We start from the raw sequence: 20,132 nt of genomic DNA on the forward strand, positions 1-20,132 counted from the left end.
ACACCGGCGCACGCAGCGAGGACTGCACATGACACGAAGAATCATCGACCTGGACACCGTCCAGCCCAACGGCAAGCGGGGTGAGACCCAGCGACCGGCATTCACCAAGATCAACGACAACTTCGCCGAGATCTACGCTGGTCTGGACGACGCGCAATCGGCGCTCATGCATCTGGAAGGCCGCATGGCCGGAAGGAACCCGCTCATCAACGGCGACTTCCGGTTCTGGCAGCGCGGTGCAGTGTTCCCTGCATCCACGGGCTCTCGCTACATCGCTGACCGCTGGGCGATCAATGCCATCGGCACCAGGGTGGCTGCCTCACGCGAGGATGTGCCTCCAGGCGGCGGCCAGGGAGGGCGCCTGCTGGCTGGGTCGCGCCACCTGCTTCGGCTGGAGGTGCAGAGCGTTGCCGGTGCCGGCAACATGGCGCTGGTCCAACAGCGCATCGAGGATGTCCGGACACTGGCCGGGCGCACCGTCACGATCAGTTTCAAGGCGCGCGCCTCGGTGGACGACTTCCGCATCGGCGTGGAGCTGCAGCAGTCCTACGGAACGGGTGGGTCTACCGCGCGCGACAGCATCGGCGCCTCGGTCGTGCTCGATACGCTGTGGCGATGGCACCAGGTCACCGTGGAAGTTCCCGGTCTTGCCGGCAAGACGCTGGGCCCGGACAGCTACCTGCAACTGGGCTTCTGGCTGGACGCAGGTGCCGATTTCGGCGGCCGCGCGTTCGCCGCCGGGCAGAAGAGCGGCAGCGTGCAAGTGGCCGAAGTGCAGATCGAAGAAGGCGATACCGCCACCGACTTCGACCGCCGGTCCGAAGCACTGGAGCTGCTGTTGTGCCAGCGCTACTACGAGACGGTGGATGTAAACCGGATCATCGGCATCACCTACACCGCCAACGGCGACACGCGTGCGTGCATCCCGTTCAAGGTGCGCAAACGCTCAGCGCCCAGAATCTCCTCGCCGTCCACCGCGCTGAACCTGGTGGGCTTCGGCAATGCCGGCAACCTGGTCAACTTCGACGGTGGAGCGCCCAGCTGGCAGTCCACGGTTGACGCGGCAGTCATCGCCTCGATGCCGAACAACATGCAGCTCTGGGGCGCGGTGGTGGTGTGGTCGACCACCTCGCAGGTGCTGGTCCAGGCCGATGCGGAGCTCTGAGCCATGACAACCCCCGCTCCGCAGGCGCCAAAGCACGCCTGCTTCACCACCACTGCCTCGCTGCGCCCAGGCCACCACGTCATCGTGCCGTGCGGCCAGGAACGGTACCCCGTGCCACCCCCTCTTCCCAATGCCGCACAGGAGAACACCCCATGATCACCGCCGATGCCCAGCAGCTTGAGCCGGGTGGCCGCATCACCGTCTATGAACTTGACGCCAGCAGTTTCGGCGCCGACAAGCTCTTCTTCCACGCGCACCTGCAGAGTGGCCTCATCTGGTGGCAGGGCCAGGAATATGGCCCCTGGCCGATCGAGGCCAGCGGCTTCGAGCGCACCAGCGACCAGCCGCCGAACCCGCGCCTGCGCGTGAGCAACATCGATGGCCGCATCACCGCCATGTGCCTGTTGTTCGATGACCTGGTCGGTGCACGCATCATCCGCCGGCAGACGCTGGCCAAGTACCTGGATGCCGCCAACTTCGAGGAAGGCAATCCCAGCGCGGATCCTGGCGAGCACTTCCCTGATGAAGTCTGGTTCATCGAGCGCAAGATAGGTGAGGACAAGCAGATGGTCGAATTCGAGTTGACCACCGCGATCGATCTCAATGGGCAGCAGCTGCCGGGCAGGCAGATCATCGCCGGCATGTGTGGCTGGCTGGTGCGTGGCGGCTATCGCGGCGCGTACTGCGGCTACAACGGGCCAGCGGTGGCCGACAGCGACGACGTCGCCACCGATGATCCGGCGCGTGACCAGTGCGGCGGTCGGGTACGCAGCTGCAAGCTGCGCTTCGGCCAGGACAAGCCGCTGCCCTATGGCGGCTTCCCCGCCGCGGGCCTGTTGCGCTCCTGATCGATCCCCTCCCGATTCCACTTTCCAGGCCCGCCCGCGCGGGCCTTTTTCATGGGTGAAACATGCAACCGACAACCCTGCAGGCCATCCAGGCGCACGCCGTGGCCGAGTACCCGCGCGAATGCTGCGGGCTGATCGTGGCCATTGAAGGCCACGAACGCTATCTTCCCTGCCGCAACGTGGCCGCCACGCCCAGCGAGCATTTCCGCCTGCCCGCTGAGGACTATGCCGTGGCCGAGGACAAGGGCGAGGTGCTGGCCCTGGTGCACAGCCATCCCGATGCCGCCGCAACGCCGTCCGACGCCGATCGGGTCATGTGCGAGCGCAGCGGGCTGACCTGGCACATCGTCAGCGTCGGCCAGGTAACAGGCGAGGCACCGCTGTGCGGTGATCTGCAGACCTTGCATCCCACGGGCTACATGGCACCGTTGGTCGGTCGCCAGTTCGCCCACGGTGTGCTGGACTGCTACAGCCTGGTCCGCGATTTCCACGCACGCGAACTGGGCATCCCGCTGTCCGAGTACGAACGCCAGGACGACTGGTGGAGCCACGGCCAGGACCTGTACAGCCTTGAACGGCTGCACGCCGAGGGCTTCGACCTGATCGAGGGCGAGCCGCAGCGGGGCGACATGATCCTGATGCAGATCCGCTCGCCGGTCACCAACCACGCGGGCATCTACCTAGGCGACGGTCAGATGCTGCATCACCTGCATGGGCGCCTGTCCGAGACCGTGCCGTACGGCGGCATGTGGGCCGAGCGCACCCGCTGCATCGTCCGCCATCGCGGGGTGCGACATGACTGACCGCCTTCGTACGATCCGCCTGTACGGCAAGCTGGGTGCGCGCTTCGGGCGCAGGTTCCGGCTGGCGGTGAACAGCCCGGCCGAGGCGGTGCATGCACTGTGCACCATGCTGCCAGGATTCCAGCAGTACCTGATGGGCGCAAAGGCCAAGGGCATGGAGTTTGCCGTGTTCAACGGCCGGCAGAACCTGTCGCGGGATCAGTTGCACGACCCGCCGGGACAGGATGACATCCGCATCGCGCCGGTGCTGGTGGGCAGCAAGCGGGGCGGTGTACTGCAAACCATCATTGGCATCGTGCTGATCGTTGTGGGGAGCTACACATCTTGGGCTGGCGGAGCTGCACTGGTATCAACCGGCGTCAGCATGGTGGTTGGCGGGATCACCCAGATGCTCTCCCCCCAGCCGAAAGGCCTGGGCGCCAAAGACACACCCGAAAACGCACCCAGCTACAGCATGAACGGCACCGTCAACACGCAGGCGCAAGGCAACCCCGTGCCGGTCGCCTATGGCGGCCATGACACCAAGGGCATGTTCATCGGCTCGGCCGTGATCAGCGGCGGCATCCTGGCGGAGGACCAGTTTTGAATCAGACCACTCATCCCACGCCGCGCACGCGTGGCGCAGCCACGCCAGTGCTGGCGGGTGCCAAGAAGGGCGCGAGCAACGCCCGAACCCCGGTCGAAACCGCCGACAGCCTGCACTCGATGGCGGTGGCCCGCATCATCGACCTCGCCAGCGAGGGCGAGATCCGTGGCCTGGTCGCCGGCAAGCAGTCGATCTACCTGGACCAGGTGCCGATCGAGAATCCGGACGGCACGCTGAACTTCTCCGGCGTGGACGTGCAGACGCGTTCCGGCACCCAGGACCAGGACCACATCAGCGGCTTCCCCTCCATCGAGAACGAAGTCGGGGTCAACGTCGAGCTGCGCAGCGATGCGCCGGTGGTGCGCACCGTATCAGGTGCCGATCTGTCAGCCGTCCGTATCCGCTTTGCGGTGCCGGCGTTGCAGAAGACGAACACCGAGAATGGTGATACCGAAGGCTACCGGATCATGTACGCGGTGGATCTGTCCACCGACGGCGGCCCGTTCAGCACCGTGCTGACCGATGCCTTCAGTGGCAAGACCACCAGCCAGTACGAGCGCAGCCGCCGCATCGATCTGCCTGCCGGCAGCCAGTGGCAGGTGCGCATCCGCCGGCTGACCGCCAACGCCAACAGCAGCACCATCGCCGATACCATCAACGTGCTGTCGATGACCGAGATCATCGATGCCAAGCTGCGCTATCCGAACTGTGCGTTGGCGGCGGTGCAGGTTGATGCCAGCCAGTTCCAGAACATTCCCACCCGGTCCTACCAGCTGTGGGGCCGCATCGTACGCATCCCCTCCAACTACGATCCGCTCAGCCGTCTCTACAGCGGTGTGTGGGACGGTACCTTCAAGAGTGGCTGGACCAACAATCCGGCCTGGGTGTTCTTCGACATCGTCACCAACGATCGCTTCGGCCTGGGCCATCGTGTCCCGCTGGACTGGGTGGACAAGTGGCGGCTGTACCAGATCGCGCGCTACTGCGATGAACTGGTCAGCGATGGCCAGGGCGGCAAGGAGCCGCGCTTCACCTGCAGCCTGTATCTGCAGACCCGCGCCGAGGCCTACCGCGTGCTGCAGGACATCGCCACCATGTTCCGCGGCATCAGCTTCTATGCGGCGGGGCAAGTGATGGCCTCGGCCGACATGCCCAAGGACCCGGTGCTGACCTACAGCCAGGCCAACGTCATCGAAGGGCGCTTCCACTATGCCGGCAGCAGCCGCACGGCGCGGCACACGGTGGCCCTGGTGTCGTGGATCGATCCGGACGACTTCGGCCGGCAGAAGGTCGAAGTCGTACAGCACCTTCCGGGCGTGGCCCGCTACGGCATCAACCAGACCGAAGTGACGGCGGTGGGCTGCCACTCGCGTTCGCAGGCGCAGCGCGTGGGCAACCACATCCTGCATACCGAGATGCTGGAAACCGAGACGATCAGCTTCTCGGTGGGCCTGGATGCGCTGGGCTGCATGCCCGGTGATGTGATCCAGGTGGCCGACCCGAACCGCGCCGGCCGCCGCAATGCGGGTCGCATCCGCAGTGCAGGTGCGCGCAGCCTGGTGCTGGACCGCATGCCGGAACAGATCGCGGCCGGTGACACCCTGCGTGCCACCCTGCCCAGCGGGCAGACCGAAGCACGCACGGTGCAGTCGGTGGACGGCGAGACGGTGACCGTCAGCGCGCCCTGGTCGGCGGTGCCGGTGGCGCAGTCGGTCTGGGCATTGGAATCGCCGGAGCTGGCCCTGCAGCACTATCGCGTGCTGTCGATCAGCGAAGGCGAGGACCTGACCTATCAGATCACCGCGCTCAAGCACGTGCCGGGCAAGTACGCCGCCATCGACGACGGCACGCGCCTGGAGCAGCCGCCGATCAGCATCATCCCGCCCAGCGTGCAGCCGGCACCGGCCAACGTGCGGATGGCCTCGCATGTGGTGGTCGACCAGGGCATCGCTACCTCCGTGCTCACGATCGAGTGGGATGCTGCGGACAAGGCGATCGGTTATGACGTGGAATGGCGCCGTGGCGATCTCAACTGGGTCCGCGCTGGTCGCGTCGGGACGCAAAGCCTGGAAGTGCGGGGCGTCTACGCAGGCGAGTATCTGGCCCGCGTACGCGCGGTCAATGCGCTGGGCGCGGTGTCGCAGCCGACGCTCAGCGCGCTCACCACCATTGAAGGCAAGACGACGCCGCCCCCCTCGCTGGCATCGTTGACCAGCACTGCCCGCCCCTTCGGCATCGCACTGTCCTGGGGCTTCCCCGCAGGTGCAACCGATACCGAACGGACCGAACTCTGGTACAGCACTGGCCCCAATCGCGAGAGCGCGATCAAGCTGGGCGACTTCGCCTACCCGCAGGCCCAGCACCAGATGAACGGCCTGGCCGCTGGCGCGCGCTTCTGGTTCTGGGGACGGCTGGTGGATCGAAGTGGCAACATCGGCCCGTGGTATCCGGCGCAAGCCGGGGTGATGGGTGAGTCCAGCAGCAACCCGGATGACTACGACGCCTACTTCGCCGGCCGCATCAACGAAAGCGCGCTGGGCCAACAGCTGAAGGGCAAGATCGAGCGCGTCACCCAAGTGCTGCCGCTGGTCTGGGATGCCGAGGCAACCTACAGCCCAGGGCAGACCGTCATCCACGACGGGCGGATCTGGAGCTGGCAGGGCACTGCCGCAGGCAATGAAACACCGCCGGGCAGCCACTGGAAGAACATCGGCGATGCCATTGCCGAGGCGGGTGCCATCGTCGGCCGTGTCGATCAGCTGGAAATGGACGTGACCGACGTCGATGGCAAGGTGGCCGCGCAGGGGCAGAAGGTCGATGGCCTGTTCGCCCAGGTCAGCGACCACAGTGCCGGCGAGGAGGACTACAACGTCGGCGAGAACGATGTCAGCGCCGGTGCCATCACCGTCTACAGCGTGATGGCCGAGAAGGACGCGGCACTGGCCAAGCGCGTGGACACGGTCGAAGCATCCATCGAAGGTGTTCCAGGCAAGATCGAGGGCGTCAGCGCCGCGGTCCAGCAGGTCTCGCAGGCCGTGGTCAGCTTGGATGGCAAGGTCAGCGCGACCTATACGGTCAAGGCGCAGATCACCAGCGCCGGGCAGATCTACATGGCCGGCATGGGTCTGGGCGTGGAGCAGCAGCCAGATGGCAGCTATCAGAGCCAGATCCTGATGCAGGCTGATCGCTTCGCGCTGTTCAACACCAACAGCGGGCAGGTCAGTGCGCCCTTCGTGGTGCAGGGCGGGCAGACCTTCATCAGCCAGGCACTGATCGGCAACGGCTGGATCCAGAACGCCATGATCGGCGACGTGATCCAGTCCAATGCGGTCGGTGCCGGCGGGCAACCGCGATGGAGGCTAGACAAGAACGGCACGTTGACGATGAACGGCCCCGAGAACGGCGGCCGCCTGACCATCAATGACAGTGTCATCCACGTTTACGACAGCAACGGCCGCGTCCGCGTCCGCATGGGGATCTGGTAATGGCAACAGGTATGCAGATATTCGGCCCGGACGGGCAGATGTGGTTCGACACCAATGATCGTGCCGGCAAGATCATGGGCACTCTCTCGGTCGTTGGGAGCTCGTCCAGCAGTGTGGGCCTGGCCGGCCTGGGTGAGCCATTTGCCATCCTGCCCAGCCCTGGCTCCGACAGTTGGCAGGACCAGAATGGCAATCAGTTTTCCGCGCCTGCGCTTGGGTACATGTCGTTTGTCGACGGCGGCAATACATTGCGGATGCAGTTCACGTTCTCGCCGATTGCCAACCCGACTGCTTCCATCTACTACGGAGTCTTCTGATGTCTGTTGGTCTTGAAGTCACCAATGACAGCGGCGTTCCGGTTCTTGTGAACGCACATTCCTTCGTCTTCTTTTCGATAGCCAAGGGCACGCAGTCCATTGCAAGCAATACGTCCGCCTATGGCGCGAGCGGGTTTGTAAGCCTTCCCGCACAGAGCGTGCCGTACCTGGTGTTCATCCGCTGCAATGGCGGATCCGCACAGGTGATGTCAGCGCTGAATGGCTTTTACTGGAGCATGGGGCAAGGGACCACCAGCTTCGAGTGGTGGGCATGGGGGCGGGCGGTCAACAGTGGAAGCACAGGCATGCAGGTCTACAACGCCGACGGATCCATCCAGTGGGATATGTCAAACCGTCCACTGCGCATCGCTGGTTTGGTCGATAAATCGGGTGGAAGTGTTCCAGGCTTTACCGAGATGTCCACCGAAAATGTGAGGCAAGGGCCACTGTTCAACGGTCCTGGTGAGAATCTCGCCTATCTGATGTCCGACATTGGACTGTGCCATGACATCTACGCCTACTACGGAAGTGGCCCGACCATTCGCGGCAACATGCGCTATCAGCCGTACATCAATACTCCAAATGCTTCGCAGGTGCGATTGAACTACTGCAGGCGTAGAGAGAACCGTCAACGTTCGTTGAGCGGCGCGTCCTACCAGAGTTTCACGGGGCAGTTGCCGAACTTCCTGATTGCCGCACACACCTACTAGCCTGAATCAGGCCCGTGCAGGCGGCCATTTGAGCCGCCAGGGCCTAGACTGCGCCCCTCCTACGCTCCTCGACGACGCACTGCAGTGATCACGCCACCCTGACCCTTGCCGCACATCGGCAGCCGGCCCGCCCGGCTCAGGATGGTCGGCCTGCTCGAATCGATGATGACCCTGCAGATCGTCGAGGACATCACCGAGACGCCCAGCGAGCGCAACCGCGAATGCGTCGGCCAGGGCGTGGCGAATACGGTCACAGGTTTCCTCGGCGGCATGGCCGGCTGCGCGATGATCGGCCAGTCGGTCATCAACGTGACGTCCGGTGGCCGTGGCCGCCTGTCCTGCCTGGTGGCCGGCGTGCTGCTGCTGGTGCTGGTGGTGTACGGCAGCGACCTGGTGCGGCAGATCCCGATGGCCGCTCTGGTGGCGGTGATGATCATGGTCAGCATCGGCACCTTCAGCTGGCGCTCGCTGCGCGACCTGCGCACGCATCCGCGCAGTTCCTCGGCCGTGATGCTGCTGACCGTGGTGGTCACCGTGGCCACCCACGACCTGGCCAAGGGCGTGCTCAGTGGCGTGCTGTTGTCGGCGCTGTTCTTCGCGCGCAAGGTTGGCCGCATGCTGGATGTGCAGCGCGAGGATGTCGCAGACACGCAGGTCTACCGCGTACGCGGGCAGGTGTTCTTCGCGTCCGCCGGCCAGCTGGGCGCCGCGTTCGACTACCAGCATGTGGCGCCGAAGGTGCAGATCGACCTGCGTGATGCCCATCTGTGGGATCTGACGGCGGTGACCGCGCTGGAACGCGCGCAGGAAAAGCTGGCCGCGCATGGGGCGGGGGTGACGGTGGTGGGCCTGAATGCGGCCAGCCAGACGTTGATCGAACAGGTAGGCGGGCGCGGAGGCGGGCATTGAGGTTCCAGCGTCCGCGTCTGAGACGACGTGCACGCATTCTGAATCCAGTCAGGCACCTGAAACCGGCGCCGTCGTAGCATTGCCCGCGTGATGGGGCCGATGGACGGCCCCTCCTTGCCGGCACCCGCTGGCGACACGCAAGGGAGAAACTGGCAATGCAGGCATTGGGCGCGCTTGGGCGCAGCGAACGGGTCGGCGTCGGCCATGGGTATTGGAAGGTGCTGGCCCTGTGCCTGGCGCTCACCGCATGCCAGGCGCCTTCTTCCCAGGCATCGACCGAAACGGCGGCCCCCGCGTCGATTGCTGCGGCATCGCCGACAGCCCCTTCCGGCCCGGCATCGGCAGATTCCCTCCACTACCCGGATGCGTCCTATACCGACGGTCGCCTGCGCCCAGCCTATGGCTGGTGTGTGGATGGGGTGGAAGATGCAGGCAAGCTCCAGGCCTGCGGCAAGGACGAACTCGCCTACCAGGAAGGGCGTCTCGAAGCGGCGGCCAGCAAGGCGCTGGCCGGACTCGACGGCGCTGCCCGGACGGCATTCCAGGCCACCCAGGCGAGCTGGCGCAGCGATACAGACCGTTATTGCCGCGATGTCCCCAACAGCAGCGTGCAGCAGCTGCAGGGCGCGCAGGAATGCCGCCTGTACCGTGTTGCCAACCGTGCCGACCAGCTGCTGGCGCAGAGCGCGCCGCCGGATACCTCGTATACCCAGGCAGCGCTGCGTCCGGAATACACCCGTTGCGTGCAGGACGCCCGCGGCATGGACGACCAGTTGGAAGCCTGCGATACGGCCGAGCTCGCCCATCACAAGGCGCTGCTGGAAGCACAGGTCGCGCGACTGATGGACGGCCCCGACGGCCCGGGCAAGGACCGCTGGATGGACGAGCAGGCCAACTGGGCTGCAGACACGGACAAACACTGCAGCCAGGCCACTGACAGCGTGGGCCCGGCGTTGGATGCACAGTCGTGCCTCATCAATCGTTACGCCAACCGTGCGGTGGAACTGCAGAAGGGCGTGTTGGCGCGATGATGAGCCTCGATGGCGGCATTGCAGGGGGCCTCGACGCCGATCCGAAAGCCCGTCTGCTGGCAGGGCAGCGGAATTGACTGCGGTCAAGCCTTCAAGATGTCCTTGAAACGGCAGTTTCGTTGAGATTCGTGAGCATTGGGCATCATGTGAGCGACCTCAACATACGAATTCGCGAACGCGATCGCGAGGACGTTGCGCCGTGCAGATTGCAGTTGGGACAAGGTGCACACATTCTGAATCCAGTCAGGCATCTGAAATCCACGCTCGCGTAGCATGCAGTTCCCGATGGGGCCGATGGACGGCCCCGCGTTGACGGGCCACGTGCCTGGATGCCAAGGAGATGCAAGCAATGCAGGGAACAAACCACCTTCCAGCGGCCCCCCGCGAAACGTTCGGCAGGGCCGGGGCCATCGCGCTTGCGCTGGCCCTGGGCCTCAGCCAGGCAGCATGTCAGGCCAAGAGCCCGGAGGCGGATACGGCAGTTGCCCCCGCGGCCGCCGCGCCCGCCACCGCATCGCCGCCCGCCACTGCAGAGCCTGCACGCGCCGCACCTGCCACGACAGCGGCCGATGCCGATGATCAGGACATGCCGCCGCAGCGCCCGGATGATTCCTACAACAAAGCCACGCTGCGGCCGCAGTACGCCACGTGCGTGAACTCCAGCGGCGGCGAGACCCCCGCACTGCAGGCGTGTGGCGATGAGGAGCTTGCCTGGCAGGAGCAGCGACTCGAGCAGGCCTTCATGAAGATCGTCGACGGTCCCGATGGCAAGGACAAGGACAGGCTGATGGACGAGCAGGCCGCCTACATGTCCGATACCAATCGCTACTGCAGCTGGAACCCTGCCGAAGACGGGCAGGGGCAGATGCTGGACGCGCAGTCCTGCCGGATCAATCGCACCGCCAACCGTGCCGACGTGCTGCAGGCACTGACCTCGAAGTAATTCCCCCGCAAAGGAGTGCAGGAAAATGGATGTTGTGACCCAGGCAAAGCAGGCAATGGACAACTGGCATCGCGGCCAGACGTCGGCGCATTTCGAAACCGGAGGTCGCGGCCCCGGCCACGTTTCCACCGGCAGGGGCGACCATGGCGGCGTGTCGTATGGCAGTTACCAGTACGCCACCAACGTTGGCGGCGTGGATGAGTACGTCGCCGCCTCGCGCTATGGCAACCGCTTCAACGGCCTGCAGGCAGGAACCCCGGCCTTCACCGAACGCTGGAAGGAAGTGGCGGCCGCCGATCCGGCAGGGTTTGCCAGGGACCAGCACGACTTCATCCAGCACAAGTACTACGACGTGCAGATGGGCCGCCTGAAGGATGTGGGCATCGATCTCTCCGGCCGTGGTGCGGCCGTGCAGGATGCGCTGTGGAGCACCTCGGTGCAGTACCGCGGCATGACCCGGTCGGTGTTCCAGAAGGGCCTGCAGCAGGCCTATGGCGAAGACTTCAAGCTGACTGAGCTGAGTGACGAGCAGATTGTCCGCGCGGTGCAGGACTACAAGCACGCCAATGTGCAGGTGCACTTCCAGAGCTCGCCCACCCTGTGGGATTCGCTGCGTGATCGTGCGCTCACCGAGAAGACCGCACTGGTCGGGCTGGCGCGCTACGACCAGGTCAACCACAACCCCGAGGCTTACCGGGGCAAGGATTACCAGCAGGTGTTCGGTGAACCTGAGCCCGGCCAGCGCGGCCAGCGCGGCCAGCGTGCGGCGGTATCGGCGATGGCCGACGGCGTGCTGGCACCCGGCGAGCGCGGTACCGAGGTCCAGGCCCTGCAGGCCAAGCTGATCCAGGCCGGCCATAGCGGTCGCAACGGGCAACCGCTGACAGCCGATAGCCACTACGGTGCCAATACCGAGCATGCAGTGCGCGAGTTCCAGCAGGCGCATGGGCTGACCGTCGATGGCAAGGCCGGCCGGCAGACCCTGCAGGCCCTGGATACGGCGGTACGCGAGCACACGCCGGCGCAGCCTGTGGCACCGGCCACGCCTGCACCGGTCACTCCTGCTGCGGCACCCGCACCCGCGACTGCGCGGGAAGCCGATGCCGCCGCCGCGCCCGGTGGCCAGCGCATCGTCGTGGTCGAACCCTTTGGCAACGGCAGCAGCAACCGCACACTGCGCCATGGCACCAGTGGCGAGGATGCCTATCGCGAACTGAAGATCCATCACCCCAACACCAACGCCGAGGCCGTGCGCACCGGCAATGCCGCCAAGGCTGACCGCCCGTCGGCCATGGTCGAGGGCGAACTGGAAACGGTACGGACCCGCGGTGATCGCAACGGCATCCCGCTGGTGCACAAGGATCTGATCCTGAGCAATGCGCGCGGCGACCGGGAGGTGATGATTCCCAATCCGGTCGCCGGGTATGTCCAGGTCAACAATGACAAGTGGAATTCGATCAGCATCTGGAGCCATCCGGCCGGGCATCCGCAGCGCGAACTGGTCGGGCAGGTGCTGCACGGTGCGCGTGGAACCACCCCTTACAAGACCGGTGATTTCGTCGAGTACGGTGCGCCGTTGATCCGCCAGTCCGATGCCGGTACCCCGGGTGCCGTGCACGCGCATATCGAGCTCGAGCCCGATCAGTACCGCAGGTTCCTGGGTGACATGCTCAACGACCGCATCACCCTGGGCGGCAAGGTCCACGCGCAGGGCCCCGAGGCCGCGCAGGCCGCACGCAGTGCACAGCAGGCGCCGATGGCCGATGGCGTGCTGAAGCAGGGCGAGCGCGGCGATGAGGTCAAGGCCCTGCAGGGCAAGCTGGCGGCGCTGGGCTACGCCGGGGCCGACGGCAAGCCGCTGCACGCCGATGGCGTGTATGGCAAGGACACCTTTGCAGCGGTCAAGCAGTTCCAGGCCAACAATGGCCTGGACGACGATGGCAAGGCCGGCCGCAGGACCCTGGCGCAGGTGGATGCGCCCAACGCGGTGAAGGCCGGTATCGCGCCGGCGGCACCGGCCCAGGCCGAACCTGCAGCGCCGGCCAGCATGCGCGACGCCGGGCATGCCGACAACGCGCGCTTCGGCCAGGCTTTGGAGAAGCTGCAGGCGCTCGAACAGCAGCGCGCCCAGGCCGGCCTGAAGCCGCTGTTCGCCAACTCGCAGGAAGCCGAACGAGCGGCTGGCCAGCTGGCCTACGAAAGCAAGGTGTCCGGCATGCGCCAGATCGACCATGTCGTGGCCCGCCCGGACGGCACCGGCCTGTTCGCGGTGCAGGGCGAGCTGGGTGACCCGGCAGCGCAGCGGACCTTCGTCGACCGCCAGCAGGCGGTGTCGCACTCGGTCGAGGCCAGCAGCCGGCAGAGCGAAGCGCTGGACAGTCAGTTCAACCAGCGTGCGCAGGAACAGCAGCAGGAACAGGTGCGCAACCGCGGGTTGTAAGCCACGCGGTATCCCCGGGGCCGGTCGAGCGGCCCCGGGGACACCCGCCGCCATTCAGCCGTCCGGTGTAAACTATTGATCTCACTGGCAATGCCAGTCTCCACGATCAACACCCCGATGACGTCCGCCACCGCCCGTTACGCCGATTCCCTGCGCCTGTCCGTGGCCCCCATGATGGACTGGACCGATCGCCATTGCCGCGTGTTCCATCGCGTGGTGGCACCGGGTGTGCGCCTGTACACGGAAATGGTGCACGCCAACGCGGTCATCCACGGCGATCGCGAGCGCCTGCTCGGCTTCGACCGCAGCGAACAGCCGCTGGCGCTGCAGCTGGGTGGCAGCGATCCCGCGCTGCTGGCGCAGGCTGCGCGCATCGCTGCCGACTGGGGCTACGACGAGGTCAACCTCAACTGCGGCTGCCCGTCCGACCGCGTGCAGGCCGGGCGCTTCGGCGCCTGCCTGATGCGCGAGCCGATGCTCGTGGCCGAGTGCGTGGCGGCGATGGTCGATGCCGTCGAGATCCCGGTGACGGTGAAGTGCCGCCTGGGCGTGGACGAGGACAACGACTACGACGTGTTCGCCGCCTTCGTCGACCGCCAGGTCGCCGCAGGTGCCGCGATGGTGGTGGTGCACGCGCGCAACGCGTGGCTGAAGGGCCTGTCGCCGAAGGAGAACCGCGAGGTTCCGCCGCTGAAGTACGACTGGGCCTACCGCCTGAAGCAGGAGCGCCCGGCGCTGCCGGTGGTGCTCAACGGCGGCCTGGCCAGCGTCGAGGCGGTGCAGGCGCAGGCCGCGCACGTCGATGGCGTGATGCTGGGCCGCGCGGCCTACCACGATCCCTACCTGCTGCATCAGCTGGAGGCGCTGCAGACCGGCGCCCCGCTGCAGGCCCGCGGCGACCTGCTGCGCGCGCTGCGCCCCTACGTGGAAGCGCGCTTGGGCGAAGGCCTGGCGCTGAAGCACATCACCCGCCACCTGCTCGGCCTGTTCCATGGCCAGCCCGGTGGCCGCGCATTCCGCCAGGTGCTGAGCGAGGGCGCACACCGCCCGGGCGCCGATTGGAGCCTGGTCGAGCAGGCGCTTGCCGCGACCGAACGCGACGCTGATCGCGCCGCAGCGTGACCGCTGTCACATTCCTGACTTGACAAGGCGCGGCGATTCGTTCCGAATGTTCACCTAGCTGAACATCGTGGGGTCGCGGCCGGAAAAGTTCAGACCGGATTCACTGCCCCAAACCAAGAATTTGCAAAGGATTTGTAAAGCGCCGGGCCCCGAACCCGGCATCCGGATTTACGACTTTTGAACGAATCGCCGTGCTCGGCTAGGATCGCATCGATGTCTTCCGCTCCCTTCCATCGCCGCATTGCCCTGGCCACCTGCGTGGTCCTGTCGGCCGTGCCGCTGTCGTCGGCGCTGGCACAGCAGCCGCCGCGGGGTGAGCAGGGGCGTGCGGAGATGATGGAGCGGGGCGAGCGCGGCAACCGTGGCGACGAGCGTTCGCTGTCCGATGCCGTGCGCCGCGTGCAGCGCACCACGGGTGGTCACATCCTCGGTGCCGAGCGCGTGCCGTTCGATGGTCGTGATATCAACCGGGTGAAGTACATGGACGACCGGGGCCGGGTCCGCTACATGGACGACCCCGCCCCGTCGCGTTCACAGCCGCGCACGCCGCGGTCGGATATGTCATCACTACGCGGCGATAACCCCTGAACAGGGATAGTTGTCGCTATCAACCCGTACCCCACAGGCCTCCGGGCCACACCCAGGACACTAGGGAGAGTTCATGCGTATCCTTCTGGTCGAAGACGAAGCCCCGCTGCGTGAGACCCTGGCAGCGCGGCTCAAGCGCGAAGGCTTTGCCGTCGATGCTGCGCAGGACGGCGAGGAAGGCCTCTACATGGGGCGCGAAGTTCCGTTCGATGTCGGCATCATCGACCTCGGCCTGCCCAAGATGTCGGGCATGGAGCTGATCAAGGCCCTGCGTGATGAAGGCAAGAAGTTCCCGGTGCTGATCCTGACCGCGCGTTCGAGCTGGCAGGACAAGGTCGAGGGCCTGAAGCAGGGTGCCGACGATTACCTGGTCAAGCCGTTCCACGTCGAAGAGCTGCTGGCCCGCGTCAACGCGTTGCTGCGCCGCGCCGCCGGCTGGAGCAAGCCGACCCTGGAATGCGGCCCGGTCGCATTGGACCTCGCCGCCCAGACCGTCAGCGTGGCCGGCAGCAATGTCGACCTGACCAGCTACGAGTACAAGGTGCTGGAGTACCTGATGATGCATGCCGGTGAACTGGTCTCCAAGGCCGACCTCACCGAGCACATCTACCAGCAGGACTTCGACCGCGACTCGAACGTGCTGGAAGTGTTCATCGGTCGCCTGCGCAAGAAGCTGGACCCGGATGGCGAACTGAAGCCGATCGAGACCGTACGCGGTCGCGGCTACCGTTTCGCGATCCCGCGCAACGAGGGCTGAGCCGGCTCACCCTGGCGATAACACGATGTCCGGCCGTCTGTGGTTCTTCCGACGCTGGCGGCCGCGCTCACTGCAGGCGCGCCAGATGCTCGCCGCGTCCGTGGGCCTGGTGGCGTTCCTGGCCCTGGCCGGTTACGCGCTCGACGCCGCCTTCGCCGATACGGCGAAGGCAAACCTGCGCGAGCGCCTGAAGAACTACGCCACCTCATACGCGGCCGGCATCGACTTCACCCGTGACCGCTCGCTGTATATCCGCGAGCAGCCGCCGGATTCGCGCTTCGACGTGCCGGGCAGTGGCCTGTACCTGCAGGTGGTGATGCCGCACGGCAAGGGCAATTCGATGTCCGCCGAAGGCCCGATGCTGCCCACCGTGGGCGGCGGCCTGCTGGCACCGCGTCAGGAGGTGTTCGAAGGCCCGCTGCCGATGATCCAGATCGACGGCAGCCAAGGCTCGGTGTACCGCTACGGCCTCGGCCTGGTGTGGGGCGCCGACGCCGATCCTGCCACCGAATTCCCGTACACCATCTATGTGATGGAAGACTCGCGCGCGCTGGGTGCCCAGCTGCGCGTGTTCCGTGGCCGCGTCTGGTTCTACCTGGGCGGCATCGGCCTGATCCTGCTGCTGCTGCAGACCGTCATCCTGCAGTGGAGCCTGCGCCCGTTGCGCCGGGTGATCACCGAGTTGACCAAGGTGCAGCGCGGCGAGACCGAGCGCATGAGCGAGCGCCACCCGCGCGAGCTGGAACCGCTGACTGACAGCATCAACGCCTTCATCGAAAGCGAGCGCGAGAACCTCGAGCGCCAGCGCAACACCCTGGCCGACCTGGCGCACAGCCTGAAAACGCCGATTGCCGTGTTGCGCACGCAGATGGACAGCGGTGCCGGCGACGGCGCGCTGCGCGAAGAACTGGACGTGCAGTTGCAGCGCATGAACAACCTGGTTTCGTACCAGCTGGCGCGCGCGGCCTCCTCGGGCCACAAGCTGTTCTCCGCGCCGCTGCCGATCGAGTCCAATGCCGAGGAAATCGTGCGTGGGCTGGAAAAGGTCTACGCTTCCAAGGGCGTGCTGTGCGAATTCGATATCGATCCGGCCGCACGCTTCCACGGCGAACCGGGCGACCTGCAGGAACTGCTCGGCAACCTGCTGGAGAACGCCTTCAAGTGGGCCAACCGCCGCGTGCTGCTGACCGCGCAGCCGCTGCCGGCCCCGAACGCGCGCCGCGCCGGCCTGCTGCTGGCGGTGGATGACGACGGCCCGGGCATTGCCCCGGACGACATCGGCAAGGTGCTGCAGCGTGGCGTGCGTGGCGACGAGCGCGTGCAGGGCCACGGCATCGGCCTGTCGATCGTGCAGGACCTGATCAAGGATTACCGCGGCGAACTGACCGTGGGCCGTTCGGCCGAACTGGGCGGCGCCCGCTTCGAAGTGCGCCTGCCGCCAGGGCCGTAAGCCTCGTTGATCGGTAGTGCTGGCCGCTGGCCGGCAACCAAGCAATGCCATCGAAGATCATGGGGTTGCCGGCCAGCGGCCGGCACTACCGCATTGCGATCCTGGGCGGCTCGCCGTAGAACCGTCGCAGCTGCGCCGCCACCTCCGGCAACGCCTGCTGCAGCAGATCCGGTGCCGAGAAGTGGTACTCGCTGGCCACCGCGAAGAACTCTTCCGGCGCCTCGGCCGCATACGGATCGATCAGCGTCTCTTCGCCTGCGTCCACCTGCGCACAGAACGCGTCGTAGGCGCGCTGGAACGTGCCCGCCCACTCGCGCTGCCATTCGCGCGGCAGCGGCGGCGTACCGTCCATCGCACCATCGAGCGCATCCAGCTTGTGCACCATCTCGTGCACCGCCACGCAGTAGCCCTCGTGCGGCGCCGCCAGGTCGGCCTGCACATCGGCCCAGGACAGGATCAACGGACCGCTGTCCCACGACTCGCCGATCAGCTCGTCATCCCACTCGTGCAGCACGCCAGCCGCATCCATGTGGCTGCGGTGCACGCGGAAGGCATCGGGGTAGACGATCAGCTGCGACCAGCCCTCCAGCCCCACCTCACCGAACGCCAGCAGCGGCAGGCAGCACAGCGCGGCCAGCAGCACGCCGTCACCGGCCTGCAGCTGCAGCTCACCGATCGGGGTGATGGTCTTCTCGTGCAGGAAGCGCGTGGCCAGTACGCGCAGGCGCGCGCGGCGTTCGTCGTCCAGTCCGTCCAGCCAGGCCGCGCGGCGGCAGGCGTGTTCCCACAGTGCATCGTCGATCGGCCGCGGCGTAGGCCGCAGCCACTGCAGCAACGACTTGATCAGCGGAACATTCCCGGCAGGTAGCTGTGCCACTTCGGCGCACGGATGCGCTGCAGCACGTCATCGTCGCTGCCGCCGCCCCCGGTGCTGGTGGCACTGCTGGCCGCAGGGCGTACCGGTGCCGGCTTGGTGGTCGCAGCCGAGGCAGTCGCGGTCGGCGCGCGCTGCGAGGCGGCATCACCGTTGGAGGACACGCAGGCGCCGCGGCTGTCGTCCAGCGCTGCCGTCGCAGACGCCGCGAAGGGCATCATCAGCACGATCAGGCAATGGGCATAACGGCGCATTGACGACATCCACGTTAAGGGAGGGTGAGTTCCCGATTCTAGCCCGAACCCGGCGCCCCGTTGGAAGCCCCCGCGGAACCCAGCGTGGCGGGCGTCGCTGGCGGCTTTCCCGCATAATTCCTGCCTGACTTCGTGGAAGCTGCCGTGGACGATCGCCAATTGCTGGCCAAACTCGCTGCCGGTCGCCTGTCCGGCGACGCCCTGGCCCGTGAGCTGGGCCAGACCCGTGCGGCTATTTGGAAGCGTATTCAAGGGCTTAGGGCCGCCGGTGTGGATGTCGAGGGCCGTGCCGGCGAGGGCTATGGCCTGACCCGCCCGGTTGACCTGCTGGACCCGGCGGCGATCCGTGCTGGCCTGCCGGCCGGGGTTCTGCCGCTGCTGCACGACCTGCAGGTGGCCTGGACGGTGGACTCCACCAACGCTGAATTGCTGCGGTGCAGCGCGCCCCAGCGCGGGGTCAGCGTGCTGCTGGCCGAACGCCAGACCGGTGGCCGTGGCCGTCGTGGCCGCACCTGGGCCTCGCCGCTGGCCGCGCATATCTACCTGTCGGTGCTGCGCCTGTACTCCGGTGGCCTCGGCCGCCTGGCCGGGCTGAGCCTGGTGGCCGGCATCGCCGTGGCTGAAGCGCTGCACGACCTGGGCTATGCCCAGGCACAGCTGAAGTGGCCGAACGACCTGATCGTCGATGGCAAGCGCAAGCTGGTCGGCCTGCTCGCAGAGGGCGGTGGCGAATACGCCGGCCCGGCGCGCGCGGTGATCGGCATCGGCATCAACACGCACATGCCGCCGTCGTTCGCCGAGCAGATCAGCCAGCCGTGGGTGGACCTGGACACCCTGGCCGGCAAGCCGGTGGACCGCAACGTGGTCGTTGCCGCTGTGCTGGCCCGTCTGCTGCCGGCGCTGGAGGAATTCGATCGCGAAGGCCTCGCTCCGTTCCTGCCGCGCTACGCCGCCTTCGACATGCTGGCCGGCCGCGAAGTACGCGTGGAACTGGACGGGCAGTGGCAGCACGGTACCGCGCTTGGCCTGGCCGATGACGGCGCATTGCGCGTGCGCATCGATGGCCAGGAGCGCCTGCTGCACGCCGGCGAAGTCAGCGTGAGGGCAGCATGAGCGATTGGTTGTTCGACCTCGGCAACTCGCGCTTCAAGTTCGCGCCGTTGCAGGGTGACCGTGCCGGTGACGTGCAGGCCTGGGCGCATGGCGCCGAAGGGATGGCCAGGCAGCCGCCGCACAGCCTGCCCAGCGGTACCACCGCGTTCGTGGCCAGCGTGGCCGCACCCTCGCTGACCAGCGCCATGCTGGACCAGCTGCAACGCCGCTTCGAAAACGTGCACGTGGTGCGCACCAGCGCCGAATGCGCCGGTGTGCGCATTGCCTACGCCAAGCCGGAAAAGTTCGGCGTCGACCGCTTCCTGGCCCTGCTGGCTGCCGCAAAGGCACAGCGCCCGGTGCTGGTGGTCGGCGTGGGCACCGCGCTGACGATTGACCTGCTCGACGCCGACGGCCAGCACCACGGTGGCCGCATTTCCGCGTCGCCCACGACCATGCGCGAAGCGCTGCACGCCCGCGCCGTGCAGCTGCCGGCTGCCGGCGGCGACTACAGCGAGTTCGCCAACGACACCGCCGATGCGCTGGCCTCCGGTTGCGATGGCGCTGCGGTGGCGCTGATTGAACGCAGTGCGCAGCAGGCGCACGCGCTGCTGGGCGTAGCGCCCTCGCTGCTGGTGCACGGTGGCGGCGCACCGGCACTGATGCCGTTGCTGCCGGGTGCCGACTACCACCCCTCGCTGGTGCTGGATGGCCTCGCCCGCTGGGCGGTGCACCAGCCCGCAGGCTAGTATCCGCGC

Annotated in this window: 18 protein-coding genes and 1 pseudogene; 17 read left to right on the plus strand and 2 right to left on the minus strand. The window is 66.6% G+C overall.

Features of this window, described 5'->3' with window-relative positions; translation table 11 throughout:
- The first annotated feature begins 28 nt into the window (after positions 1-28).
- From QP609_RS01205 to QP609_RS01275, 15 genes and pseudogenes are all read left to right on the plus strand, one after another.
- Entirely contained in the window at positions 29-1,165 is a 1,137-nt protein-coding gene (locus tag QP609_RS01205) for a hypothetical protein (RefSeq protein WP_197621359.1), read from the plus strand.
- Positions 1,166-1,317: 152 nt separating this feature from the next.
- Complete coding sequence (locus tag QP609_RS01210; protein ID WP_014645608.1) at positions 1,318-2,013, plus strand: phage minor tail protein L; 696 nt, start codon at positions 1,318-1,320, stop codon at positions 2,011-2,013.
- Between the two features lie 62 nt (positions 2,014-2,075).
- Positions 2,076-2,816: a C40 family peptidase gene (locus QP609_RS01215; protein WP_032956266.1), complete on the plus strand. Its 741-nt coding sequence runs from the start codon at positions 2,076-2,078 to the stop codon at positions 2,814-2,816.
- Entirely contained in the window at positions 2,809-3,402 is a 594-nt protein-coding gene (locus tag QP609_RS01220) for a tail assembly protein (RefSeq protein ID WP_049405454.1), read from the plus strand. Before QP609_RS01215 ends, QP609_RS01220 begins: the two co-directional genes overlap by 8 nt.
- Positions 3,399-6,887, plus strand: a complete 3,489-nt coding sequence (locus tag QP609_RS01225) for a host specificity protein J (RefSeq protein ID WP_197621360.1) — start codon at positions 3,399-3,401, stop codon at positions 6,885-6,887. Before QP609_RS01220 ends, QP609_RS01225 begins: the two co-directional genes overlap by 4 nt.
- Positions 6,887-7,204: a hypothetical protein gene (locus tag QP609_RS01230; RefSeq protein ID WP_041862969.1), complete on the plus strand. Its 318-nt coding sequence runs from the start codon at positions 6,887-6,889 to the stop codon at positions 7,202-7,204. Before QP609_RS01225 ends, QP609_RS01230 begins: the two co-directional genes overlap by 1 nt.
- The gene (locus QP609_RS01235) at positions 7,204-7,914 is read left to right on the plus strand and encodes a hypothetical protein (RefSeq protein ID WP_197621361.1); all 711 of its coding nucleotides are present in this window, start codon (positions 7,204-7,206) and stop codon (positions 7,912-7,914) included. The genes QP609_RS01230 and QP609_RS01235 overlap by 1 nt, the downstream gene beginning before the upstream one ends.
- A 129-nt stretch (positions 7,915-8,043) precedes the next feature.
- Positions 8,044-8,823, plus strand: a pseudogene (locus QP609_RS01240) (SulP family inorganic anion transporter); the annotation flags it as partial.
- 155 nt (positions 8,824-8,978) lie between these two features.
- On the plus strand, positions 8,979-9,854 hold the full coding sequence (locus tag QP609_RS01245) for a lysozyme inhibitor LprI family protein (protein ID WP_014645615.1): 876 nt from the start codon (positions 8,979-8,981) through the stop codon (positions 9,852-9,854).
- Between the two features lie 340 nt (positions 9,855-10,194).
- Positions 10,195-10,797, plus strand: coding sequence for a lysozyme inhibitor LprI family protein (locus QP609_RS01250; protein WP_289213845.1), 603 nt, complete (start codon positions 10,195-10,197; stop codon positions 10,795-10,797).
- Between the two features lie 25 nt (positions 10,798-10,822).
- Positions 10,823-13,237, plus strand: a complete 2,415-nt coding sequence (locus tag QP609_RS01255; RefSeq protein ID WP_197621363.1) for a peptidoglycan-binding protein — start codon at positions 10,823-10,825, stop codon at positions 13,235-13,237.
- 90 nt (positions 13,238-13,327) lie between these two features.
- Positions 13,328-14,359, plus strand: coding sequence for a tRNA dihydrouridine(20/20a) synthase DusA (gene dusA, locus QP609_RS01260; RefSeq protein ID WP_197621364.1), 1,032 nt, complete (start codon positions 13,328-13,330; stop codon positions 14,357-14,359).
- 213 nt (positions 14,360-14,572) lie between these two features.
- Complete coding sequence (locus QP609_RS01265; RefSeq protein WP_014645619.1) at positions 14,573-14,947, plus strand: hypothetical protein; 375 nt, start codon at positions 14,573-14,575, stop codon at positions 14,945-14,947.
- Positions 14,948-15,020: 73 nt separating this feature from the next.
- A complete protein-coding gene (locus QP609_RS01270) occupies positions 15,021-15,704 on the plus strand; it encodes a response regulator transcription factor (protein WP_004136763.1) in 684 nt (227 codons plus the stop codon).
- 25 nt (positions 15,705-15,729) lie between these two features.
- Positions 15,730-17,154 (plus strand): sensor histidine kinase, encoded by a 1,425-nt coding sequence (locus QP609_RS01275; protein ID WP_014645620.1) that lies wholly within the window; start codon positions 15,730-15,732, stop codon positions 17,152-17,154.
- A gap of 85 nt (positions 17,155-17,239) precedes the next feature.
- On the opposite strand, the gene QP609_RS01280 is transcribed toward QP609_RS01275, so the two are convergent.
- Both QP609_RS01280 and QP609_RS01285 read right to left on the minus strand, forming a co-directional pair.
- Positions 17,240-18,031 carry a M90 family metallopeptidase gene (locus QP609_RS01280; protein WP_167692531.1) on the minus strand — a complete coding sequence of 264 codons (792 nt, stop codon included), beginning with the start codon at positions 18,029-18,031 and terminating at the stop codon, positions 17,240-17,242.
- On the minus strand, positions 17,998-18,282 hold the full coding sequence (locus tag QP609_RS01285; protein ID WP_142235555.1) for a hypothetical protein: 285 nt from the start codon (positions 18,280-18,282) through the stop codon (positions 17,998-18,000). The genes QP609_RS01280 and QP609_RS01285 overlap by 34 nt, the downstream gene beginning before the upstream one ends.
- A gap of 144 nt (positions 18,283-18,426) precedes the next feature.
- Between QP609_RS01285 and birA the strand changes: the two genes are divergently transcribed.
- Both birA and QP609_RS01295 read left to right on the plus strand, forming a co-directional pair.
- Entirely contained in the window at positions 18,427-19,395 is a 969-nt protein-coding gene (gene birA, locus QP609_RS01290) for a bifunctional biotin--[acetyl-CoA-carboxylase] ligase/biotin operon repressor BirA (protein WP_014645623.1), read from the plus strand.
- On the plus strand, positions 19,392-20,123 hold the full coding sequence (locus QP609_RS01295) for a type III pantothenate kinase (RefSeq protein ID WP_053494627.1): 732 nt from the start codon (positions 19,392-19,394) through the stop codon (positions 20,121-20,123). The genes birA and QP609_RS01295 overlap by 4 nt, the downstream gene beginning before the upstream one ends.
- Positions 20,124-20,132 lie beyond the last annotated feature (9 nt).

The organism is Stenotrophomonas sp. 8(2023) (genome assembly GCF_030345295.1).
Taxonomy (GTDB): domain Bacteria; phylum Pseudomonadota; class Gammaproteobacteria; order Xanthomonadales; family Xanthomonadaceae; genus Stenotrophomonas; species Stenotrophomonas muris.